The sequence below is a fragment of the Ruegeria sp. CH11 genome (assembly GCF_056537105.1).
Genome location: NZ_JBQFQX010000001.1, coordinates 610,365 through 631,171, shown reverse-complemented (window position 1 = coordinate 631,171; position 20,807 = coordinate 610,365). Strand labels below are relative to the sequence as shown.

Here is a 20,807-nt window from a genome sequence, read left to right as displayed (position 1 = left end):
CAGGGATTGCTATCCCGATCTACCGTGAAATCCGTGAGGCGAGGCGATGCAGGTCGGCCTTCAATTCCGCGCGAACGGGTCCCGTGTTCGGCGCGTCGCGTAGTGTGTTCAACAAGTGCTCTGGCGTCTGTTGCCCAGCGGCCCGGTTCCAGCTGAGGCTTCGCAAGATGGTCTGGGTTTGGGGGTCCAGTCCGTCGGGAATGTCAAAACCGTTCAACGTGGCCCAAACCCCGCTCCAGAGTCGCCCGACGGACCAGGGGTTATACCCGCCGCCGCCCAGAATCAGAAACCGGCGCGACAGCGGCCCAAGGGTGGCGACAGCGCGCCAATGGCAGTTGTTGGACAACGACAGGCGCGACAGGGGGTCTTCGGCGACGGCGTCAGCACCGCACTGCAAGACGATGGCTTGCGGTTTGAACGTCTCGGTTGCAGGCAGGATCAACTGGTCAAGGATGGCGGCGAATTCGTCGTCATTCAGGTTTCTTTGCACCGGCAGGTTCAGCGCCGCTCCGCCTGCATCATCCTGAAGCGCACCGGTAAAGGGCCATCGCCGGGTCTCGTGAACCGAGATCATCCGGACCTTGTCCGAGCCATGAAAGGCGGCCTCGACCCCGTCACAGTGGTGGGCGTCGATATCGACATAGACGATACGGTCCAGACCCATGGACAAAAGGGTCAATATCGCCAGCACTGGATCGTTAAGATAACAGAACCCGTTTGCCCGGTCCGGCAAGCCGTGATGGGTGCCGCCCGCCGGGTTGAAAACGACACCGCCATCGCGGATCAGTTCCGCCCCCAACATCGAGCCACCAGCCGCGGTTGCGGGGCGGCGATACATCTCGGGAAAAACCGGGTTGGAAAGGGTTCCAAGGCCGTACCGCGCGCGGGTGCTTTCGGATACGTACTGGGTCTCTTCTGCCTGCCGTAAGGCTGCTATGTAGTCCGGTGTGTGGAAGGCGGCCAGAGCGCTGGGTTTGGCGCGAGGGCTGACGCGGTAGTTTTCAGCGGTCAGCCACCCCAAAGCGCGGCACAGGTCGATGACGGTAGATACCCGGGGAATGGCCAGAGGGTGTTTTGAGCCATAGGTCGAGTTCCGATAGATCTCGGACCCTATGAACAGGGGCGCTTGCATCCGTTAACGCGCGGTCTTTGGTCTGTTGTCGTCGCCCAGTCGCCCATCCAGTGACATTAGGATCGCAATCGGCTTAAGTGCCGGGATGTGGCTGAAAATGATCAGGATGCAGACTGTCAGCGGGACGCTGAGGAATGCGCCGATCAGGCCCCAGACCGTAGTCCAGAAGGTCAGGGCCAGGATCACCAGAAAGGTCGACATGTTCAGCGACCTGCCCAGCATCGCGGGGTCCAGAAAATTGCCGATCAGGAACTGTACCGTCCCGCAGCCCAAAACGATGATCAGGAAGGGACCAATGGTTTCGAACTGCACAAGGGCGATCATTGCAGGGAACAGCACCGCGATGATCGACCCGATCGAGGGGATGAAGTTCAGCGCAAAGGTCAGAACCGCCCAGGTCTCGGCATATTCCAGTCCCAAAACACGGAACACGGTATAGCTGATGCAGGCGGTGACCAGGCTGATGAAGGTCTTGACGCCAACATACCGTTGCAGACTGTAAGAGATCGCGTCCAGCACCGAAGCCAGTTCGGCCCCAAGCTGCGGGTTGCCTGCGGCCATTTGTATCTTTTTGCGAAAGGCCAGGCGCTCGGCCATCAGAAAGGCGACGTAAAGGCTGATCAGAAAGAACTGATTGAGCAGCGACGTGGCGCTGCCCAACAGCACGCGTGCAACATAGGACATGTCAATGCTGACAAGATTGTCCCGGATAAAGGTGGTGACATCATTGCCCACTAGGCCGGTGATGCGATTTACCGCTCCGTCAAACTGGTTTTCGTAGGTGTTGATCGAGCGTGCGAACTGCGTCGCCTGACTGCCAAGGATGTACATGATCATGAACAACCCGGCCAAAACCACAGTGACCCCGGCCAGATTGGCCAGCCAGACCGGCATGCGGGTCAATGACATCACCCGATCACTGAGCGCGATGATCAGAACATTGACCAGCAGTGCCATGGTCAACGGGATCAGGAATTGCGACCCGGCATATAACCCAAGCACCGCGAGCGTGGCGACAATGGTAATATCGCGAAGAACCGACAGTTTCAGGCGCGGTTTGACCTGAGTGTCTTGTGGGTCGGTCGGCATGGGCAGCCTCTGGCAAATTTCGCCGGGTCGGACCTGTCCGGCGTTCCTGGTCGCGATCCTGCACGGGTTGACCGGATTGTGCAATCCGCTCAGCCGGTTACCGAGGGAAATTGATGACTTGATCAGGATTGGCAGTTCTGTCCGATGCAAAGGCCGGATAGGGTCAGGGCATGAGACACGGCGCGATTCTGATCAACAATCGATATCTCAGCGGCTTGTGGTTGGCCCTGCGCAGGTTCAACGGCAAGAACGGTTTTGTCATGAGCAGCCATGTCGCCATGTCGCTGATGATGGCGCTGTTTCCCTTTGTACTGTTTACGGTGGCGCTGGCGGGTGCGCTGTCGCAGGGCTATGTGACGGATGAATTGATCGAGCTTATCTTTGGCGCGTGGCCCAAGGACGTCGCTGATCCGATCGTGCAGGAGCTTCGCGCTGTACTGGATGGCGCTGGGTCGGGGGTGATCACGCTGGGTGGTTTGCTGGCGATCTACTTTGCATCAAATGGGGTTGCAGCAGTTCGCAAGGCGATGACTCAAGCCTATCATGACAAGGATACCTGGCCGTTCTGGAAGGCGCGCCTGTTGTGTTTCGGGCTGGTGATCGGTGGCGGTGCTGCCATTCTGGCGATTGCCGCGGTCGAGGTTGTGCTGCCCGTTTACACCCGCTTGGTGTCCGAGAAAACGGCCGTTGACGTTGGCGGTTGGCTGTCGGTGGACCGGTTGCGATGGACCTTCACGGTGGCGGTTCCGGCGGGAACCGTGATCATTGCCCATCTGGTTTTGCCCACGCGGCGGCACAGGTTGTCGCAAATTCTGCCAGGCGTTCTTCTGACGTTGGGCTTGTGGGCTGCGGGCGGCTGGGGGTTCTCGGTCTATATCGCGCAGTTCGCGACCTACAGCGCCACCTATGCCGGTCTAGCTGGGGCCATGGCTGCTTTGATTTTCCTGTACCTCTGTTCGGCGATGCTGATCCTTGGGGCCGAGTATAACGGCGCGCTGATCGATCTGTCGGACCAACCCATCCCGGACGCGGACGCATGATGCGGGGCTGGGCTGGCGCTTTGTTCCTTCTATCCCTTGCCTTTGGGCAGGTAGCTGGGGCCCAGCACTATGTCGGGTCGGATGCCTGCGTCGCCTGCCATCAGGAGGAGGCCGACGCATGGGCCACCTCGCATCATGCGCTGGCCTGGACCGAGGTTGCCGACGGGCATGTTCTGGCAGATTTCGATAACACACGGTTTGAACACGACGGAATGTCGGTGGATTTTCGCAAGCAGGGCGCATCCCTGCTGGCCGATGTGACCGAGAAAGACGGTGCCACAACCCAATACCCGGTGCATTCCGTCGTCGGGATTTCTCCGCTTCAGCAATACCTGTTTGAAACCGAACCGGGCAGGTTACAAAGCTTCGATGTGGTTTGGGACACCGAGGCCGACCGGTGGTACCACCTCTACCCCAATCAGGACCTGCCGCCGGATGACGGGCTGCACTGGACCGGGCCTTACAAGAACTGGAATGCCCGCTGCGCGGAATGCCACGCGACGGGGTTCGAGAAGAAATATGACCCGATCACGCGCAGCTACGGCTCGACCCAGTCCGAGATCGGTGTCGGCTGTGAGGCGTGCCATGGCCCGGGCTCGGCGCATATAGAATGGACCACCGGCAAGGCGCTGGACGATGGGCTAGGCGAGTTTGGCTTTTCAATGGAATGGGGCAGGGGCGAAACCGAGGCCGAGATTCAACAATGTGCCGGATGCCATTCCCGGCGCGAGGCGCTGGGCGAGGGCAATCCGCTGCCGGGGACTCCGTTTCACGACGCCTACAATCTGGCGGTGCTGCGACCCGGTCTCTACCACTCGGACGGTCAGATCCTGGATGAGGTCTATGTTTACGGCTCGTTCCTGCAATCGCGGATGTACGAAAAGGGCGTGGGATGCATGAACTGCCATGATCCGCATCGGGCTGAATTGCGAGCCGAGGGGAATGGGATCTGCACGCAGTGCCATTCGCCAGCGGGCAATCCCGATTTTCCGACGCTAGCGCTCAAAGACTATGACAGCGCAGAGCATCATCATCATCCCGATGGCTCGGACGGGGCGCAGTGCAAAAGCTGCCACATGATCGAGCGGGTCTATATGGGCACCGACGGTCGCCGCGACCACAGTTTCCGCGTTCCGCGCCCCGATCTTGGGTTGGGCGCGGATGCCTGCACCGATTGCCATGCCGATCAGGATCAGGATTGGGCCGCGCGCGCGATCGAAGGGTGGTTTCCGGAACCCACCCACCGGGGTCCGCATTTCAGCGCGGCCTTTGCGGCGGTGTCGGAGGGGCGATTACAGGACGCGGGTGTTCTGATGGACGTTGCCAACAATACCGGGCAGGCGGGGATCGTTCGGGCCACCGCGCTTTATTTGTTGCAAAACTTCCAGTCTCCGGATGTGGCCGCTGCGATGGTTGATAGCCTTTCGGATCCCGATCCGCTGATCCGAGCCAATGCGATTGCCTTGCAGCGCGCCGCGCCAATCGCGGACCGCATTGCCCGGCTTGAGCCGTTGCTGTCGGACCCGATCCGCAATGTCCGTCTGACCGCTGCGAAAGAGTTTTTGCTGATCCCGCCAGATGCGCTGACGCAAGCGCAAAGGCCCGTGGTCCAGCAGGCGGTCAACGATTGGCAGCGCAGCACGTCATTGCGGTTGGATTTCCCGGAAATGCACATGGTGCTAGGCGGTTTGGCCCTGTCGCTGCGCAACGCCCAAGCGGCCGAGCGCGCGTTTCGCGAGGTGGTCACACTTGACCGGCAGCGGGCCGAAGCCTGGCCGATGCTGGTTCAACTGGCGCATATCAATCGCGGCCCGCAAGCCGCGATTGACGTGCTGAACGAGGGTCTGTCAGTCCTGCCGGACGACCCGAACCTCGGGCAATTGGCGCAACAATACCGCCGTTGAATCGGCATCGATCAGACCGATTTGCGCCACGTTCCGGGCGAATTTCACCGGTACGCTGTTGGCATCCATTGCTTCAACAGGTGCCACATGCCCGAACGCCTCGCAACTATGGTTCAAGCCTTGGTCGGTCCGCGCAAAGACCGCCTGGATCAACGCATTGCGGAACTGCGTGACAGAAAACCTGTTGATCTCAACCATGGGGATGGGCTGATGCTGCAAGGGATGGCGTCGTCGTCGCTGCGCGAACAGCGCATCACCGGGCAAAAACTCAGCCTGGACTAACCTCTACCCACGGAACCCGGTGGCGACGACGAATTTCTCGGAACTGTCCGACCGGGATGCGGGCGGTTTCACATTCGCGACCTTTTCGAACTTCTGCTTTAGCAGCTTTTGCAGATCGCCTTCAGCGCCCCCGGCCAGAACCTTGGCAACGAATGTGCCGCCTTCTTCCAGAACGTCAAAGGCAAAATAGGCGGCAGTTTCGCACAAGGCCATGATGCGCAGATGGTCGGTCTGTTTGTGCCCCGACGAAGCTGCGGCCATGTCAGACATCACCACGTCGGCCTTGCCACCCAGCCATTCTTTGACCTTCTGGTCGGCATCGTCTTCCATGAAGTCCAGCACGTGGGCCGTTGCACCTGCGACCGGTTCGACCTCTTGCAAATCGACCCCCAGAACGGTGCCGATGCGTTTGCCGCTTTTCTCACCCAGCGCGTTGACCCGCTTGACTGCAACCTGCAACCAGCCACCCGGTGCGCAGCCCAGATCAACAACACGCGCGCCGGGCACAAGAAACCGAAATTTCTCGTCCAGTTCCAATATCTTGAACGCCGCGCGCCCGCGATAGCCTTCGGCCTGCGCGCGTTTGACATACGGGTCATTCAGCTGCCGTTCCAGCCAACGGGTCGAGCTGAGCTTGCGCCCGCGCGCGGTCTTGACCTTGACCTTCAGGTCACGCTGCCCGCGACCCGAGGAGTTTTTTCCAGTTGGTGTCTTCGCCATCAGAACGGTCCGTCTTCCAATACGCCGTCCGCGCTCATCTGCGCATAAAGCAGGCCTTCGCGCAGCCCCCGATCCGCAACGGAAAGGCGGTCGGTGGGCCAGCATCTGAGCAGCGCCTGCAAAATGGCCGAGCCGGACATGATCAGGGCCTGCCGGTCATCCCCGATCCGAGGATCACGACGGCGCCCGTGAGGGCCGAGTTCTAGATAACCTCGTATGACCTTGTCAATCTGATCGCTGGTCATACGCAACCCGTCCACTTTGGTCCGGTCATAGCGTTTGAGCCCGAGATGGGAGGCGGCAACAGTGGTGACAGTTCCGCTGGTACCAACGATCTGGAACCCTTCGCGGGCCTGTTCGTCCTTGTAGGGCGCGAAATCGGCCAAGTTTTCCTCGAAGAACCAGCTCATAAGCGCAAAACGGGCCGAGTCGTCCTCGACGTCGTGGAACTGATCCCGCAGCGTGGCGACGCCGAGCGGTACGCTGATCCAGTCCACGACTTTGGCAGCGGGAAAGGGGCTGTCGGCGGTGTGAAATCCATTGTGCAGGCGCATGATCGCGGCGGGACGGTCGCGGCGCGGCACCGACGAGATGTCGATCCAGACCAGCTCGGTCGAGCCACCGCCAATATCGACGACCAACAATTGCTCGGTCTTGGTGGACACCAGAGGCGCGCATGAGATCACCGCCAGCCGTGCCTCTTCCTCGGGCTGGATGATCTCCAGCGTCAATCCGGTTTCGCGTTTGACCTGTCGGATGAAATCGCGGGAATTCTTGGCGCGCCTGCAGGCTTCGGTCGCGACCAGACGCATCCGTCTGACCCTGTTCCGCTTGAGCTTTTGCTGACAAATCCGCAGCGCCTGTACCGTACGCGCCATCGAGGCCCGCGACAGCCGTCCGGTCCGTTCCAGCCCGGCCCCTAGCTGCACGGACTTGGAAAAACTGTCTACCACATGGAACCCGCTGCCCTTGGGCTGGGCTATCAACATGCGGCAGCTATTCGTCCCCAGATCCAGCGCCGCATACAACGCATCTGGATCGGGTCTTGCTGGCGCGGGGCTTTCGACCGCTTTCGGGAACGCGCCCGCACCTTTGGGACGCTTGGGCGCCATCTTCAACGCCCTCCGATTTTCGAGTTACCCCGACCATAGGTCGCGCAATTCGATCACGCAAGATACTCATTATCACCATGAGGATTTTGGTGTTCGGATTCGGGGAAGGGGGCGTTAAAAGCTGCGGTATCCCATCGTGGGCAAAAACGTCGCTGTGAATGCGCCGTGTGTCGAAAATCGACCGACTTGCCCCCACATTGACGTTTAGAACCGCCCCATCGGGTTAGGAGGAATCACAACAATGCCTGACGTCACCATCGTATACTGGCGCGATATTCCTGCGCAGGTCATCGTCGGCAAAGGTCGTCGTGGCGCCAAGCGGCAGTTGGAAGAACGGTTTGAACAAGCCATCGACCGCGCCGCGATGAAGGTGAACGCCAAGGACAGTGATGCCTATCTGGCCGAATGGCGCAAGGCCGACCCTTTTGCAGTTGACGGCGACCCGTCCGAGATTGCCGAGGCCGAAGCCGTGCGTCTGGAAACGGAATATGATCAGGACCGGATCAAGGCTCTGATCGCGAATGACGGTTGGGCATGAGCCCGCGACAGCTATGGGAGGCCGCAATGGCTTTGCTGAACTTCAAGAAACGTGATGCCGCCGAAAACGGACCGGTGAATCCGACCGTCGAAGCCTTTTTGCAGGGCTATTCGATCGAGGTGATGCCGCGCACCGCCGAAAAGGTCGAGGATTTCCGCGCGCTGCTGCCCGAAGGTACACGCGTCTATATCGCCCATATCGAAGGCACCCCGATCGAGGACATGGTCAAGACCGCCAAGCGGATCGCGGCCGAGGGCTATCCGGTCATGCCGCATTTCCCGGCACGGATCATCAAGGACGCGGCCACGCTGGAAAACTGGATCTCGATGTATCAGGGCGAAGCAGGGGTCGAACAGGCGCTGCTGCTGGCCGGTGGTGTGACCAACCCGCATGGCGATTTTGACAGCTCGATGCAGCTGCTGGAAAGCGGACTGTTCGACAAGGCAGGATTCAAGCGTCTGCACGTAGCGGGTCACCCCGAGGGCAACAAAGACATTGACCCAGACGGTTCGACCAAGAACGTGGACGAAGCACTGCGCTGGAAGCAGAAGTTCAGCGAAACCACCGATGCCGAAATGGCGCTGGCGACCCAGTTCGCGTTTGACGCCAAACCGATCATCGCATGGGCGGACAGTCTGAAAGAGGCGGGGATCGACATCCCGGTCCACATCGGTATCGCTGGTCCGGCGAAACTGCAGACGCTGATCAAATTCGCCATCGCCTGCGGTGTCGGTCCTTCGCTGAAGGTTCTGCAAAAGCGCGCAATGGATGTGTCAAAGCTGCTGCTGCCATACGAGCCGACCGACGTGATCACCGAACTGGCCAACCACAAGGCGGCCAACCCGGATTTCAATATCACAAACGTGCACTTCTTCCCGCTTGGCGGCATCAAGACCAACGCCAATTGGGCAATCAACAATGGCGGCGCTTCGGCAAAGCCAGCAAATGCTTAAGGAACGGACATGACCCGTACAGTCGTAGAATCAAAAACAAAAACCGCCGTTCTGGGCTTTGACGAACCGTTCTGCGTCATCGGTGAGCGGATCAACCCGACCGGCCGCAAGAAGCTGGCCGCTGAACTGGAAGCTGGCGATTTCTCGACCGTCGAGAAAGACGCGCTGGCGCAGGTTGCGGCTGGTGCGACCGTTCTGGATATCAACGCGGGCGTTGTCTACAACTCGAACCCCAACCCGAACGAGACCGAGCCGCCGCTGATGCGCAAGATCGTCGAGCTGGTGCAGGGTCTGGTCGACGTACCGCTTTGCGTCGACTCGTCGGTTCCGGGTGCTTTGGAAGCAGGTCTTGAGGCGGCTGAGGGCCGCCCGTTGCTGAACTCGGTTACCGGTGAAGAAGAGCGTCTGGAGCTGGTTCTGCCGCTGGTCAAGAAATACAACGTTCCGGTTGTTGCCATTTCCAACGATGATACCGGAATTTCCGAAGACCCCGATGTCCGTTTTGCTGTCGCAAAGACCATTGTAGAACGCGCCGCCGATTACGGCATTCCAGCGCATGACATCGTGGTCGACCCGCTGGTGATGCCCATCGGCGCGATGGCAACCGCGGGCCAGCAGGTGTTTGCTCTGGTCCGTCGCCTGCGCGAAGAGCTTGGCGTGAACACCACCTGCGGTGCGTCCAATATCTCGTTTGGTCTGCCCAACCGTCATGGCATCAACAACGCCTTCCTGCCGATGGCAATGGGTGCTGGCATGACTTCGGCGATCATGAACCCGGTTGCCCTGCCGGTAACACAGAAGAAGATTGCCGAGAAGAAAGAGCAGGTCACTGCCGCTGGCATCATTCTGCCCGAAGGCATGGACGATGAGGCATTTGTTCAGATGTTCGGTCTGGGCTCGACCAAGCCGCGCGCCGGCAAGGAGATGGAGGCCATCCGCGCCGCCAACCTGCTGACCAACAACGACGCCCATGGTGGCGAGTGGATCAGATTCAACAAATCCCCGGACGAGGCCGGTGCCGCCGGTGCGGCCGGTGGCCGCCGTGGCGGTGGTCGTCGTCGCCGCGCCTGATTTTCTGGCCGCAGGAATAGTGAAAGGTCGGGCGATCGCCCGGCCTTTTTTTGTCAAAACGGGCCGGGGGCGATCTAGCTGCGCAGATCGATGGCCCGATTGACCAGAAGCCCGGCATTGACGGCGCGATAAGTCGGAAATGGCCTGCGGTCGGACAGTTCGATATCGCGTTGAATCCACTGATGATCCTCCAGGCGGTGTAGCGAGGCTGACAACGCCCTGTCTGTGATCGACCCAAGGGACGATTTCACGCCTGAAAAGCGCTGCGGCGTCCCGGTCAAAGCCAGAACCGGTACGGACCAGCTTTTTCTGAGCACAGCAAACTCGCCCTCGTCGGGGATCGCTTCAACAATCCACCGAGCGGTCATTGCGTATTCCGCCCCGGTCCGGGTCAGCCTGAATTCGGGCCGCAACGGGTGTCCATGCCCGGGATTGCGCTCGAGCAGGTTCAATTGAAACAGGTGGTCAAGGCTTGCGGCAAAGGACGTGCGGCTTGCGCTGGTGGATGCAAGCAGCGGTGCCTGGCGACCGGGCGTTCCCGTGGCCATCAGGGCCAGTATGTTCAGGCACCAGGCCCGGGACGTGAGGTTGACAAGAGATTTTATGTCCATAAAGTATAGTTACTATATTTTAGGTAAAAAGGGAAGTTCAATGGCTCTTGTTTCTCTGGAAAACACCATAACGCTCGCGATTTCGGTCCGGGATCGTCACGCCAGCGCCGACTGGTATCGTGACAAGCTGGGATTTGAATTGATCCACCATATCGACGAAGCGGGTTGGAGCGAGTTGAACACCAAAACGCAGGGGGTCACGTTGGGGCTGGGTGAGCAGGTCGAACCAACACCCGGCAACACCGTGCCGGTGTTCGGCGTGGCCGATATCGTGCCCGCAAGAAAAGCGTTAGAAGACGCAGGTGTGCAGTTCGATGGCGCAACCGAAACCATCGAGGGCATGGTGAGCACGGCCACGTTCTATGACCCGGACGGCAATGCCATGATGTTGGCTCAGGACCTGACGGTGAACGGCTGACGCGCGGCGCTGGTTCAATGCCTCTTGCAGCAGGTTTATTGAACCGGAATATCCTGCTTCAGCTTCCCGGTCGTTTTGTCGAAGATCAGGATGCGATTGTCATCCGTCACGACTGCGTACCAGTTGTTGCCAATGGTCAGCGCCTGTGCCTTCGCACCGTCCGGCAGCTCGATCTGGTCGGGCAGTTTCGGCGTGCGATCCGATAAGCGGATGACAATCAGCGCGAAGGTTACTAGAACCCCGCCAATCATCACCGCGGTCAACAGCATGACCATGCGCCTCAGCAGTCGCAGTTGCGGCGTTTCCTGCGGTTCCTGAGGATCGGAAGGGACAGTCATGGGCACCCGCCTGATAGAGTTTCACGTCGCGGCCGCGCCGCCACCTCGCCTTGATAAGGCGCTTTCGCGGGATGTGCCAGATGCGGAAAGCCTGTCGCGCACGCGACTGGCACGGCTGATTCAGGAGGGCGCGGTTGCAGTCGATGGCCACGTCCAGACGGACCCGAAGGCCAAGGTTGCCGAAGGGGCGCAAATCTCGATCACCGTTGCCGAGGCTGAAGACAGCCATATCGGCCCCGAGAATATCCCGCTGGAAATCGTCCATGAAGATGACGACCTGATCGTTGTCAACAAACCGGCGGGCATGGTGGTGCATCCGGCGCCGGGCTCGCCCAGCGGAACGCTGGTGAACGCGTTACTGCACCATTGCGGCGATGCCCTTTCGGGTGTTGGCGGGGTCAAGCGGCCGGGCATCGTGCATCGCATCGACAAAGAAACCAGCGGCTTGTTGGTGGTAGCGAAATCCGACGCAGCCCATCAGGGTCTGGCTGCGCAGTTCGAGGCGCATACCGTCGAGCGTTACTACCGCGCCATATGCTACGGTGTGCCGGACGCCAACGACCCGCGCCTGCGCGGCGTCAAGGGGGTCAGTTTTGAGCCCGGCAACATCATGCGCTTGACGACGCAGCTTGCCCGTCACAAGACCGATCGCCAAAAGCAGGCGGTTCTGTTCCACGGCGGCAAACACGCGGTCACCCGGGCGCGGGTTGTAGAAACTTTCGGCGACCCTGCGGCACTGGCCTTGGTCGAGTGCTGGCTGGAAACGGGCCGGACACACCAGATCCGGGTGCATATGGCGCATGCCGGTCACGGGCTGGTGGGCGACCCGGTCTATGGCGGTAAGCGCAAACTGGCCGCACGCGCCTTTGATGTGGTTACCGCCGACGCTGTGCGCGACTTTCCGCGTCAGGCTCTGCATGCGGCAGTTTTGGGCTTTGAGCATCCGCTGAGCGGTGAGTTTTTGCGCTTTGAGGCTGCCTTGCCCGAGGATATGAAGGTACTTCTGGACGGGCTGCGCGGGCGGATGTCATAATTCGCAAAGACGCGTGATTATGGACTTATCAGCTTTTCTTTATCAACGGTTAATACCAGACTGTTAACGGTCCCTCTTGAATAATACTGGTTGCGTTACCATATCCCATGTTAAGGGCTTAAACATTTGTCCAAGGGGCAGAAATAAATGGCAAATTACTCAAATCTTCCCGCACCGACGCCTGAGGGTGGTCTGAACCGCTATATGCAGGAAATCCGCAAGTTTCCTTTGCTGGAGCCGGAAGAAGAATACATGCTGGCAAAGCGCTGGGTCGAGGAACAAGATACCGAGGCCGCGCATAAAATGGTCACGTCGCACCTGCGTCTGGCGGCCAAGATTGCCATGGGCTATCGCGGCTATGGCTTGCCGCAGGCCGAAGTGATCTCTGAGGCCAATGTGGGCCTGATGCAGGCCGTCAAAAAGTTTGACCCGGAAAAGGGATTCCGGCTGGCAACCTATGCCATGTGGTGGATTCGCGCCTCGATCCAGGAATATGTCCTGCGGTCGTGGTCGATGGTCAAGCTGGGCACGACGTCCGCGCAGAAAAAGCTGTTTTTCAATCTGCGCAAAGCCAAGGCACGCATCGGTGCATTGGAAGAGGGCGATCTGCGACCCGAAAACGTCAAGCAAATTGCCGAAGACCTCGGCGTAACCGAAGAGGAAGTGATCAGCATGAACCGCCGTATGTCCGGCGGCGATGCCTCGCTAAACGCGACGGTCGGGTCCGAAGGTGAAGGCAGCATGCAGTGGCAGGACTGGCTGGAGGACGAAGATGCCGACCAGGCCGGCGACTATGAGGCGCGGGACGAGCTTGAGGCCCGTCGCGAATTGCTGACCGCCGCTTTGGAAGTGTTGAATGATCGCGAAAAGGACATTCTGACCCAGCGGCGCCTGATGGATCAGCCTGTGACGCTGGAAGAGCTGAGTACGCAGTACAATGTCAGCCGCGAACGCATTCGCCAGATCGAGGTGCGCGCGTTCGAGAAATTGCAGAAAAAGATGCGTGAACTGGCACGCGAAAAGGGAATGCTGAAATCGAACTGATTTCGGACAAGGTCAGCCCGCTGAGAACGCGGGCTGACGTTTTTCTTCAAACGAAAACAAAATCCGACTCGGACAGGTGGCTGGCCCAGACGCCCGACAGATAGATGCTGTCGCCGTCATCGAGCTCGATCTCGGTGCCGAAGAAACCACCATCAATATCGTCTTCGATGTCCTCAAAGCTTGTGATGCCGTCGTATCCGGACAGATCGATCTTGTCCTTGCCAACGCGGAAATCGACGATCCAGTCATCTCCATCGCCGTTTTCAAAGACGAACGTGTCCTTGCCGCGACCGCCGATAAGCTTGTCGTTATCCGCGCCGCCGTCGATGATATCCTGTCCGCGGCCGCCAAAGATCTTGTCGTGACCTTCGTCGCCACGAAGAATATCCTTGCCGCGACCGCCGAAGATGATGTCGTTTCCGGCGCCACCTAGCGCGACATCCTTGCCAGATCCGGTATTGATCACGTCATTGCCATCGTCGCCAAAGACGAAATCCTGCCCTCGGCCCGTGAAGATGAACTCGTCACTGCTGTCGCCCAGGATAAAGTCGGTCTTCTTCTTGCCAAGAATGCCGGAAACGGAAACCGGCAGCAAAACACCGTCCAGGATGTGAATTGTTCCGTTCGATGCGTCCACATCAAACCCGATCAGCCCGGGATCGTCGATTGCGGGATCCGCATCGCCCAGGCTGGGGGGATCACTTTCAAGGTTCAGCGTGACCGAAGACCCAAGAAGCGTTTCGATCTCAGCACCGTTGCCAAGACCAACGACTGCGGTGCTGTCAAACTCACCATCGACAACATGATACTGCAGAATGTTGGTGAGCAGGGGGATCGGGTCGCCTCCACCAAGCAAGGTCAACGCCTTGACGATGTGACCCAGCGCGCCGGCCTCGTCAGACCCTTCGAACCCCAGCGTTTGCGCCAGCGTGATGAACGCGGTGTCGTTCGGGGCGAATACGGTCAGATCGACATTCGGGTCGTTCAGCACGCCTGCCAGACCGGCTGCGATGACGGCCTCTCGGAGAATGTCAAAATCCTGATTGTCGCTGTCAAAGGTTCCGGGGGCACCGCTTTTCAGTACCGTTTCCGTTATCGTATGTGTTGCTGGCATTTCAGAAAGCCTCCCACCCTGTATGCCTTGAAGACGGATCACCCGCTCGGACAGAGCTTGCCTCCGTGAATGTATTTGCTACGGGTGTGGTCACCGAGTGGATCACGAAAACTACCAGCAAGATCGGTCAGTACCTTGTCCGCGTCCTGTCCGGATGTGCGATTTATTCTTGCTTCAAAAGTGTTTGCGCGTGTTCGCTCGGCTGAGGAAAAATCCGAAAGAACAACCCAATTCAGCCCGGCTGGTACTGGCTTTGACGTGTCAGTTCCCGGACGTTGGCCGGTTGAAACGGGATAGGATTTCGAGTTTTGTCTGGTATGAGCTACTAAGTTAGACGAGGGAAACGATGCAGCAGCCGGTCCAGTGGGGCGTTCTTGGGGCCTCGAAATTCGCAAGACAACATATGGCTCCTGCCATACATTCTGCCCATGGTGCGCGACTGGCCGGGTTGGCGACTTCGGACCCCGCCAAGGCCAAGCCGTTTCAGCAGTTTTGCCCGGACCTGTCAGTTTACGACAGCTATGATGCGCTGTTGGCCGACCCGGCGATCGGTGCGGTCTACATCCCGTTGCCCAACCATTTGCACGTCGAATGGAGCCTGAAGGCAATGGATGCAGGCAAGCATGTGCTGTGCGAGAAACCAATGACCATGCAGGCCGGCGAATTCGACCAGCTTATCGCAAAGCGGGACGAGACCGGAGTTTTGGCGGCCGAGGCCTATATGATCGTACACCACCCGCAGTGGAAACTGGCCCGCCAGCTTGTTTCAGACGGCGCGATCGGCAAGCTGGTGCATGTCTCGGGTGTCTTCACCTATGACAATCGCGCCGACACCGAAAATATCCGCAACCGACCCGAAACCGGCGGCGGCGGGTTGCGCGACATTGGTGTCTATACGATCGGGAGCGCCCGCTTTGTGACTGGGCAGGAACCAGTTGACGTCAGAGCGTCGATCAGGTGGGAAAACGATGTGGATGTGTTCACCGAAATCAACGCGCGTTTTCAGGATTTTACCTATTCGACCTATGTCTCGACCCGTATGCATCCCAATCAGGCGATGGAGTTTCACGGCGAAGGCGGTGTCATCCGTTTGACTGCTCCTTTCAATGCGCGCGTCTTTGGCGAAGCGCGTGTTGAACTGCATCGGCCTGGCCTTGAGGTGCAGGTCACCCGCTTTCCGGCGGACGACCACTATAAGCTGCAGGTTGAAGCCTTCTGCCGATCGGTGCGAGACGGCGATAGCTATCCTTGTCCGCTGGAATTTTCACGCGGGACACAGGCTATGATCGATCGGGTATTCGATGCGGCTGACACTTTGTGATGTGCCTCTTGCCAGATCTGCACCTGCACATCTAATCTGTTTGTCACCACTTGAGGAGGCAGATCATGGCAGGTGGCTGGGCGCGCGACGGCGCGGTAAGCGAACAGATCGAAGCGTCAATATCGGACGAACTGGCTCGGATGCAGGCGCAAAAACGGCCCGTGGGCGAAAGCTTGACCCATTGCGCCGAATGCGAAGAACCGATCCCGGAAAAACGCCGCCTTGCGTTGCCCGGCGTCAAGCTGTGTCTTGAGTGCCAGCAAGAGCGTGACGGTGCATTCAAGGCACGCGGCGGTATAAATCGGCGCGGATCCAAAGACAGCCAATTGAAATGACCTGCTAGGCCATGACGGACGCCCCCCAAAGGACCCCTTCGTGGCTGCAAAGTGGTTTGGTTCTGGGGTTTCTGGCAGCCTTTTTGTGGGGAACGCACAGTGTCATTGTCCGGTACCTGACCTCCGATCTGGGCGGGTTGCAGATTGCCGTGATGCGCCTGTTTATCGCTGCGCTTGCGATTTACCTGATTTTGAAGGCGTTGCGCGCCTCTGTCTCGATCCGGTATTCGGATTGGAACTTTCGACTTGCCGTCTTGTCCACTGTCGTGAACTACATCCTGTTTCACATCGGTCTCGAGCACACCGGCGCCGCCAACGCGATGGTTCTTGAAAACACAGCGCCATTCTTCGTTTTGATTTTCCTGTACTTTTTTGCTGACACAAGGATCGGCCGGGTCGAATTTCTGGCGACCGTATTGGCGATATTCGGCGTGTTCCTCACCGTCTTTCAAGATTTTCAAGGTGGTGGAGAGCCATTGACCGGAGATATCATGGAAATCGGCGCAGGGTTAAGCTGGGCGGTGTTCCTGATCTCCAGCAGTCGCGCGATGCAATCATCCCAGACAACGCCAGAGCGTTTGAATTTTCTCTTCGGGATATTTCTCTGCTCGGCGGTATTGCTGACACCATTGGCCGCATTCTCGATCCAAGTGCCAAGCGCCAAGGATGTGTTCTTTCTGGTATTACTCGGCGTGTTGCCAACGGCGTTGGCCTACTACCTGTGGTATGAGGCCGCCGCGCGTCTTTCAACATTGACTGCTACGCTGTTATTCGCGGCTTCGGTGGTCTTCACGTTCATCAACGCGGCAGTATTTCTGGGCGCGTCGATCACTGTCCCCGCAGTTCTGGGTGCTGCATTAATTGTGTTTTCTATCTTTTTGACAACGCTCAAGAAAACGAGCGAGTGATTTTGGGCTGCCCGAGGGGGCAACCCTTCAGAGTTCAGCTTTCCATCGCTTCCAGCTCATCGATGAAGCCCGAAATCATCGACAGGCCCTTGTCCCAGAACTTCGGGTCGCTGGCGTCCAGACCAAACGGGGCCAGCAGCTCTTTGTGGTGTTTGGACCCGCCCGCGCGCAGCATCTCGAAATACTTGTCCTCGAACCCGTCGGCGCCGCTTGCATAAACGGAATAAAGCGCGTTCACCAGGCCGTCGCCAAATGCGTAGGCGTAAACATAGAAGGGCGAATGCACAAAGTGCGGAATGTAGGCCCAGAACGTCTCATACCCCTCCATGAACTCGAATGCCGGGCCAAGGCTTTCGGCCTGAACGCTCATCCACAGAGCATTGATGTCGTCGGGGGTCAGTTCGCCCTCGCGACGTGCCGAGTGCAGTTTGCATTCAAAGTCGTAGAAGGCGATCTGGCGGACCACCGTGTTGATCATATCCTCGACCTTACCCGCCAGCAGCACCTTGCGCTGTTCCGGTGTTTCTGCCTGATCCAGCATTTTGCGGAAGGTCAGCATCTCACCAAAGACGCTTGCGGTTTCGGCCAGCGTCAGCGGCGTCGAGGACAGCATCTCACCCTGATCGGCGGCCAGCACCTGATGGACGCCGTGGCCCAGTTCATGCGCCAAGGTCATCACGTCACGCGGTTTGCCAAGATAGTTAAGCATCACATAGGGATGAACGTCGGTGACCGTCGGATGCGCGAAGGCTCCGGGCGCTTTGCCTGGCTTCACAGCCGCATCGATCCAGCCTTTGGAAAAGAAGGGCGAGGCAATTTCGCCCATGCGCGGGTCGAACGCGTTGTAGGCGTCCATCACTGTTTTCTCGGCCTCTTCCCAGCCAACAATGCGCGTGTCTTCCATCGGCAGCGGGGCGTTGCGGTCCCAGACCTGCATGACGTCCAGGCCCAGCCATTTGCGTTTCAACTCGTAATAGCGATGGCTAAGCTTGGGATAGGCGGCCACAACGGCCTCACGCAGAGCCTCGACCACCTCGGGTTCAACGTCGTTCGACAGATGGCGTCCGGTCTGCGCGGTTGGCATGTTGCGCCAGCGGTCGACGATTTCCTTTTCCTTGGCCTGCGTGTTGTGAACGCGGGCGAAGGTCTTGATGTTGTCCTGAAACACGCTTGCCAACTCGCGCGAGGCGGCTTCGCGTTTGGCGCGGTCCTGTTCAGTCAACAGGTTCAGTGTGCCTTCGATGTTCAGCTCTTCGCCATCCACGGTGAAAGTCAGGCCGGCGATGGTTTCGTCGAACAGACGCTCCCAAGCGTCACCGACAACGCCCAGATCGTGCAGGAACTTCTCCAGCTCGTCAGACAGTTGATAGGGCTTCATCGCGCGGATCCGGCGGAAGACGGGTTCATACCGCGCAAGGTCGGCATTGGCCGCGAACCGCGCCGCCAGCACGTCATCGTCTATGCGGTTGATTTCCAGCGTGAAAAACACCAGCGGCGTGGTGAAGATGGTGATCTTTTCCTGCATGTCCGACAGGAACTTGGCGCGGTCTGCATCGGTGGTCAGCTGATAATAGCGCAGACCGGCAAAGGACATGATGCGCCCGGCAATCCCGTTGATCTTTTCGTTGCGCTGAACGCAGGTCAGCAGAGCCTCAGCATCCAGATCGGCCAGCTTGCCTTCATAGTCGGCGGCGAAGGACGCGCATTCGCCCTCCAACCAGTCCAGATCGCGGGACAGTTCCTGTGCATCTTCGGAAGAGTACAGGTCGGTCAGGTCCCATTCCGGCAGTTTACCCAGATTGTCGGCACCTCCGATTGCATTTGCATCTCGGACGGGAAAGGGAAGGTCGCGCATGGAACACCTCGAACAGCTTTGTTTTGCCAACATTTAGGCGCAGGCACCCGGGATCACAAGCGGCCTGATCGTCAAGGGATCACTGCGACAAGGCTGGTTGGCGCAGGGCGTCAGGGCAGGCGGCCATGAAATGCGCCGCCAACCGGTCCAGAACCGGGCCGCGCACTTCGGGTGCTTCCATCAGCACCTCATGTTCGCCATCGGGGATTTCGATCAGAGTCCCACTGGGCCAGTTCGCCATTCGGGCGCGTATTGCTTTGCGGTCCACAATCTGTTCGTGGCTACCCAGATAGGTCAGGCACGGAGTGTTTGGCGCGGTCTGTTCCATCAGCCAGGCGCATTCATCCAGCGCTTCGCGCAGCCAGATGGTCGATGGCGCGCCAAGCGCCAGTTCGGGATGCGCTGCCAGTTGGTCCTGCATCATCTTGTACATCGCCGGATCGCGCGTCAGCACGTTGCCGTCAAACGGCTGCGAGACCACGTAGCTTTCCAATGAGGTGGTTGGGGGTGTTTTCTCGCCCAAACCGACACGAGGCCCCCAATAGGCGGTCAGACGGCTGAGCGGTTTCATAATCGGTGTAAAGAAAATGCCCCACATCGGCCCGGTAAAGGCACAGGCGGCGAAATCGTGACCTTCCAACACGGCGCGCAGCCCGATCGCACCACCCATCGAATGCCCGATCACATACCAGGGTTTGGGCAGGCCCAGTTCAGCCGCAAGATCCAGCGTGGATTGCACATCCTTTTGATAATCGGGGAAATGGTCCACATGTCCGACCCTGGGGTCATCAAGCAATCGGTCAGCCAAGCCCTGGCCGCGCCAATCAACGGCAAGACAGGCAAAGCCCCGGTCAACGAACTCGGCCGCCGTGCTGCCATATTTCTCGATATATTCGGTGCGACCGGGAAACAGCATAACGGTGCCGTTCGGTGCGCTTTTCGGGGACCAATGACCGACGCGAATGCGTTTTCCATCAGATGTCACGACCCAGTGGGCCTGACCACCGGCGGGACCGCCGGCCACGTCTTCAAAAAGGGGGGCCGGCGAAAATTCCATCAGGCCAGCACCGAGGCGAGTTTCATGGCAATACCCATGTCTCCGTCAACGCTCAGCTTGCCGGACATGAACGCACCGGTGGGGTTCAGGTCGCCGCTGAGAATCTGTTCGAAAGTGTCCGCGTCCGCACTCAGGGTTACATCCGCATCTTCATCGCTAACCCGCGCACCGTTCTCATCCAGGATGATAGCGCCCAGATCGGCAATGGCAAACTTGGCCGAGGCGTCAAACGCGCCATCCGCAAGTTTCTCATTCAGCGCGGCTGCGGCTTTTTCCAAAGTGTCGCTCATGGTGTTCCTCATTTTGATTGTGCGCCGGGAATGGACATCCCCGGTCGCAACGCTACACTGAACATTGTTATGAGCATTGCAATCACCAATCTCAAAGGTACCGTCGCGGCACTTTTCGCGATAGTCACGTTTTCCACCATGTCTTCCGCCCAACAGGCGGATTTACGCGACGAATCCGCCCTGCTGGAGCAGTTGTCGCAGGCAACCCCGGAACAGGCCGTCGGCCTGGACCGACAATTGCAGGCGCTTTGGTCGCAATCCGGCTCGGCCTCGGCTGACCTGCTGCTGGAACGGGGGCGCGAGGCGCTGGATGACGGCGATATCTCTGCTGCGCTCGAACATCTAACGGCGCTGACCGACCACGCGCCGGATTTTGCCGAAGGCTGGCATGTTCGGGCGTCTGCGTTTTTTGGTATCGAACGCTTTGGGATGGCGGCCGCTGATCTGGAACATGCGTTGACGCTGAACCCAAATAACTATGACGCCATATATGGCTTGGGCCTGATCTTCGAAGTCCTAGAACAGCCCCAAAGGGCCTATGACGCCTACACGCGCGCGCTGGCTATACATCCCCATCACGAAGAAGTAACCAATGCCGTGAATCGGCTGAAGCCTCAGATCGAAGGCAAGGCACTGTAGAAC

General features: G+C 58.9%; 23 protein-coding genes. 13 read left to right on the top strand and 10 right to left on the bottom strand.

Annotated features, from left to right (window positions below; genetic code table 11):
* Positions 1-19: 19 nt before the first annotated feature.
* Together ACR0LX_RS03115 and ACR0LX_RS03110 are read right to left on the bottom strand one after the other, a co-directional pair.
* Complete coding sequence (locus ACR0LX_RS03115) at positions 20-1,132, bottom strand: acetoin utilization protein AcuC (RefSeq protein WP_480782517.1); 1,113 nt, start codon at positions 1,130-1,132, stop codon at positions 20-22.
* A 3-nt stretch (positions 1,133-1,135) separates the two neighbouring features.
* On the bottom strand, positions 1,136-2,221 hold the full coding sequence (locus ACR0LX_RS03110) for an AI-2E family transporter (RefSeq protein ID WP_480782516.1): 1,086 nt from the start codon (positions 2,219-2,221) through the stop codon (positions 1,136-1,138).
* 170 nt (positions 2,222-2,391) lie between these two features.
* Between ACR0LX_RS03110 and ACR0LX_RS03105 the strand changes: the two genes are divergently transcribed.
* From ACR0LX_RS03105 to ACR0LX_RS03095, 3 genes are all read left to right on the top strand, one after another.
* The gene (locus tag ACR0LX_RS03105) at positions 2,392-3,261 is read left to right on the top strand and encodes a YihY/virulence factor BrkB family protein (protein ID WP_480568821.1); all 870 of its coding nucleotides are present in this window, start codon (positions 2,392-2,394) and stop codon (positions 3,259-3,261) included.
* Entirely contained in the window at positions 3,258-5,165 is a 1,908-nt protein-coding gene (locus tag ACR0LX_RS03100) for a multiheme c-type cytochrome (protein ID WP_480782515.1), read from the top strand. The genes ACR0LX_RS03105 and ACR0LX_RS03100 overlap by 4 nt, the downstream gene beginning before the upstream one ends.
* Before the next feature lie 87 nt (positions 5,166-5,252).
* Positions 5,253-5,447, top strand: a complete 195-nt coding sequence (locus ACR0LX_RS03095) for a hypothetical protein (RefSeq protein WP_480568827.1) — start codon at positions 5,253-5,255, stop codon at positions 5,445-5,447.
* 3 nt (positions 5,448-5,450) lie between these two features.
* Here ACR0LX_RS03095 and ACR0LX_RS03090 read toward each other — a convergent pair whose 3' ends face one another.
* Both ACR0LX_RS03090 and ACR0LX_RS03085 read right to left on the bottom strand, forming a co-directional pair.
* Complete coding sequence (locus ACR0LX_RS03090; protein ID WP_480568830.1) at positions 5,451-6,167, bottom strand: RlmE family RNA methyltransferase; 717 nt, start codon at positions 6,165-6,167, stop codon at positions 5,451-5,453.
* Entirely contained in the window at positions 6,167-7,279 is a 1,113-nt protein-coding gene (locus tag ACR0LX_RS03085) for a Ppx/GppA phosphatase family protein (RefSeq protein ID WP_480568833.1), read from the bottom strand. Before ACR0LX_RS03085 ends, ACR0LX_RS03090 begins: the two co-directional genes overlap by 1 nt.
* Positions 7,280-7,520: 241 nt before the next feature.
* Between ACR0LX_RS03085 and ACR0LX_RS03080 the strand changes: the two genes are divergently transcribed.
* The 3 genes from ACR0LX_RS03080 to ACR0LX_RS03070 are packed head-to-tail and all read left to right on the top strand — an operon-like array spanning position 7,521 to position 9,841.
* Complete coding sequence (locus ACR0LX_RS03080; protein WP_480568836.1) at positions 7,521-7,817, top strand: virulence factor; 297 nt, start codon at positions 7,521-7,523, stop codon at positions 7,815-7,817.
* A 26-nt stretch (positions 7,818-7,843) separates the two neighbouring features.
* The gene (locus tag ACR0LX_RS03075; RefSeq protein ID WP_480782514.1) at positions 7,844-8,770 is read left to right on the top strand and encodes a methylenetetrahydrofolate reductase; all 927 of its coding nucleotides are present in this window, start codon (positions 7,844-7,846) and stop codon (positions 8,768-8,770) included.
* Positions 8,771-8,779: 9 nt separating this feature from the next.
* A complete protein-coding gene (locus tag ACR0LX_RS03070; protein WP_480782513.1) occupies positions 8,780-9,841 on the top strand; it encodes a methyltetrahydrofolate cobalamin methyltransferase in 1,062 nt (353 codons plus the stop codon).
* Between the two features lie 74 nt (positions 9,842-9,915).
* On the opposite strand, the gene ACR0LX_RS03065 is transcribed toward ACR0LX_RS03070, so the two are convergent.
* Complete coding sequence (locus tag ACR0LX_RS03065) at positions 9,916-10,452, bottom strand: winged helix-turn-helix transcriptional regulator (protein ID WP_480782512.1); 537 nt, start codon at positions 10,450-10,452, stop codon at positions 9,916-9,918.
* Positions 10,453-10,492: 40 nt separating this feature from the next.
* Between ACR0LX_RS03065 and ACR0LX_RS03060 the strand changes: the two genes are divergently transcribed.
* Positions 10,493-10,870 (top strand): VOC family protein, encoded by a 378-nt coding sequence (locus tag ACR0LX_RS03060; RefSeq protein ID WP_480568848.1) that lies wholly within the window; start codon positions 10,493-10,495, stop codon positions 10,868-10,870.
* 35 nt (positions 10,871-10,905) lie between these two features.
* On the opposite strand, the gene ACR0LX_RS03055 is transcribed toward ACR0LX_RS03060, so the two are convergent.
* Entirely contained in the window at positions 10,906-11,208 is a 303-nt protein-coding gene (locus tag ACR0LX_RS03055) for a DUF6476 family protein (RefSeq protein WP_480782511.1), read from the bottom strand.
* Between ACR0LX_RS03055 and ACR0LX_RS03050 the strand changes: the two genes are divergently transcribed.
* Together ACR0LX_RS03050 and rpoH are read left to right on the top strand one after the other, a co-directional pair.
* Entirely contained in the window at positions 11,207-12,241 is a 1,035-nt protein-coding gene (locus tag ACR0LX_RS03050; RefSeq protein ID WP_480782510.1) for an RluA family pseudouridine synthase, read from the top strand. The two genes, ACR0LX_RS03055 and ACR0LX_RS03050, sit on opposite strands and share 2 nt — an antisense overlap.
* 147 nt (positions 12,242-12,388) lie before the next feature.
* Entirely contained in the window at positions 12,389-13,285 is an 897-nt protein-coding gene (gene rpoH / locus ACR0LX_RS03045; RefSeq protein ID WP_480568857.1) for an RNA polymerase sigma factor RpoH, read from the top strand.
* Positions 13,286-13,331: 46 nt separating this feature from the next.
* Here rpoH and ACR0LX_RS03040 read toward each other — a convergent pair whose 3' ends face one another.
* Positions 13,332-14,399 carry a fasciclin domain-containing protein gene (locus ACR0LX_RS03040; protein ID WP_480782509.1) on the bottom strand — a complete coding sequence of 356 codons (1,068 nt, stop codon included), beginning with the start codon at positions 14,397-14,399 and terminating at the stop codon, positions 13,332-13,334.
* A 346-nt stretch (positions 14,400-14,745) separates the two neighbouring features.
* On the opposite strand from ACR0LX_RS03040, the gene ACR0LX_RS03035 reads away from it, so the two are divergent.
* The 3 genes from ACR0LX_RS03035 to ACR0LX_RS03025 all read left to right on the top strand — a co-directional run bounded on the left by ACR0LX_RS03035 (position 14,746) and on the right by ACR0LX_RS03025 (position 16,963).
* Complete coding sequence (locus tag ACR0LX_RS03035) at positions 14,746-15,720, top strand: Gfo/Idh/MocA family protein (RefSeq protein ID WP_480782508.1); 975 nt, start codon at positions 14,746-14,748, stop codon at positions 15,718-15,720.
* 65 nt (positions 15,721-15,785) lie between these two features.
* Positions 15,786-16,055: a DksA/TraR family C4-type zinc finger protein gene (locus ACR0LX_RS03030; RefSeq protein ID WP_480782507.1), complete on the top strand. Its 270-nt coding sequence runs from the start codon at positions 15,786-15,788 to the stop codon at positions 16,053-16,055.
* A gap of 11 nt (positions 16,056-16,066) precedes the next feature.
* Entirely contained in the window at positions 16,067-16,963 is an 897-nt protein-coding gene (locus ACR0LX_RS03025; protein WP_480782506.1) for a DMT family transporter, read from the top strand.
* A 34-nt stretch (positions 16,964-16,997) separates the two neighbouring features.
* Here ACR0LX_RS03025 and ACR0LX_RS03020 read toward each other — a convergent pair whose 3' ends face one another.
* The 3 genes from ACR0LX_RS03020 to ACR0LX_RS03010 form a co-directional block, all read right to left on the bottom strand.
* Positions 16,998-18,818 (bottom strand): M3 family oligoendopeptidase, encoded by a 1,821-nt coding sequence (locus ACR0LX_RS03020; protein WP_480782505.1) that lies wholly within the window; start codon positions 18,816-18,818, stop codon positions 16,998-17,000.
* A gap of 79 nt (positions 18,819-18,897) precedes the next feature.
* Positions 18,898-19,875, bottom strand: coding sequence for an alpha/beta fold hydrolase (locus ACR0LX_RS03015; protein ID WP_480782504.1), 978 nt, complete (start codon positions 19,873-19,875; stop codon positions 18,898-18,900).
* Entirely contained in the window at positions 19,875-20,165 is a 291-nt protein-coding gene (locus ACR0LX_RS03010) for an SCP2 sterol-binding domain-containing protein (RefSeq protein WP_039530163.1), read from the bottom strand. Before ACR0LX_RS03010 ends, ACR0LX_RS03015 begins: the two co-directional genes overlap by 1 nt.
* A gap of 69 nt (positions 20,166-20,234) precedes the next feature.
* Here ACR0LX_RS03010 and ACR0LX_RS03005 point away from each other — a divergent pair, with 69 nt between their 5' ends.
* On the top strand, positions 20,235-20,804 hold the full coding sequence (locus ACR0LX_RS03005) for a tetratricopeptide repeat protein (RefSeq protein ID WP_480568877.1): 570 nt from the start codon (positions 20,235-20,237) through the stop codon (positions 20,802-20,804).
* Positions 20,805-20,807 lie beyond the last annotated feature (3 nt).

Coding starts and splice junctions, on each gene's coding strand:
- ACR0LX_RS03115 (WP_480782517.1), bottom strand. CDS start 1,132: ATGCAAGCGCCCCTGTTCATAGGGTCCGAGATCTATCGGAACTCGACC.
- ACR0LX_RS03065 (WP_480782512.1), bottom strand. CDS start 10,452: ATGGACATAAAATCTCTTGTCAACCTCACGTCCCGGGCCTGGTGCCTG.
- ACR0LX_RS03095 (WP_480568827.1), top strand. CDS start 5,253: ATGCCCGAACGCCTCGCAACTATGGTTCAAGCCTTGGTCGGTCCGCGC.
- ACR0LX_RS03055 (WP_480782511.1), bottom strand. CDS start 11,208: ATGACTGTCCCTTCCGATCCTCAGGAACCGCAGGAAACGCCGCAACTG.
- ACR0LX_RS03020 (WP_480782505.1), bottom strand. CDS start 18,818: ATGCGCGACCTTCCCTTTCCCGTCCGAGATGCAAATGCAATCGGAGGT.
- ACR0LX_RS03105 (WP_480568821.1), top strand. CDS start 2,392: ATGAGACACGGCGCGATTCTGATCAACAATCGATATCTCAGCGGCTTG.
- ACR0LX_RS03010 (WP_039530163.1), bottom strand. CDS start 20,165: ATGAGCGACACTTTGGAAAAAGCCGCAGCCGCGCTGAATGAGAAACTT.
- ACR0LX_RS03110 (WP_480782516.1), bottom strand. CDS start 2,221: ATGCCGACCGACCCACAAGACACTCAGGTCAAACCGCGCCTGAAACTG.
- ACR0LX_RS03070 (WP_480782513.1), top strand. CDS start 8,780: ATGACCCGTACAGTCGTAGAATCAAAAACAAAAACCGCCGTTCTGGGC.
- ACR0LX_RS03090 (WP_480568830.1), bottom strand. CDS start 6,167: ATGGCGAAGACACCAACTGGAAAAAACTCCTCGGGTCGCGGGCAGCGT.
- ACR0LX_RS03100 (WP_480782515.1), top strand. CDS start 3,258: ATGATGCGGGGCTGGGCTGGCGCTTTGTTCCTTCTATCCCTTGCCTTT.
- ACR0LX_RS03075 (WP_480782514.1), top strand. CDS start 7,844: ATGGCTTTGCTGAACTTCAAGAAACGTGATGCCGCCGAAAACGGACCG.
- ACR0LX_RS03030 (WP_480782507.1), top strand. CDS start 15,786: ATGGCAGGTGGCTGGGCGCGCGACGGCGCGGTAAGCGAACAGATCGAA.
- ACR0LX_RS03035 (WP_480782508.1), top strand. CDS start 14,746: ATGCAGCAGCCGGTCCAGTGGGGCGTTCTTGGGGCCTCGAAATTCGCA.
- ACR0LX_RS03040 (WP_480782509.1), bottom strand. CDS start 14,399: ATGCCAGCAACACATACGATAACGGAAACGGTACTGAAAAGCGGTGCC.
- ACR0LX_RS03060 (WP_480568848.1), top strand. CDS start 10,493: ATGGCTCTTGTTTCTCTGGAAAACACCATAACGCTCGCGATTTCGGTC.
- ACR0LX_RS03025 (WP_480782506.1), top strand. CDS start 16,067: ATGACGGACGCCCCCCAAAGGACCCCTTCGTGGCTGCAAAGTGGTTTG.
- rpoH (WP_480568857.1), top strand. CDS start 12,389: ATGGCAAATTACTCAAATCTTCCCGCACCGACGCCTGAGGGTGGTCTG.
- ACR0LX_RS03050 (WP_480782510.1), top strand. CDS start 11,207: ATGGGCACCCGCCTGATAGAGTTTCACGTCGCGGCCGCGCCGCCACCT.
- ACR0LX_RS03015 (WP_480782504.1), bottom strand. CDS start 19,875: ATGGAATTTTCGCCGGCCCCCCTTTTTGAAGACGTGGCCGGCGGTCCC.
- ACR0LX_RS03085 (WP_480568833.1), bottom strand. CDS start 7,279: ATGGCGCCCAAGCGTCCCAAAGGTGCGGGCGCGTTCCCGAAAGCGGTC.
- ACR0LX_RS03005 (WP_480568877.1), top strand. CDS start 20,235: ATGAGCATTGCAATCACCAATCTCAAAGGTACCGTCGCGGCACTTTTC.
- ACR0LX_RS03080 (WP_480568836.1), top strand. CDS start 7,521: ATGCCTGACGTCACCATCGTATACTGGCGCGATATTCCTGCGCAGGTC.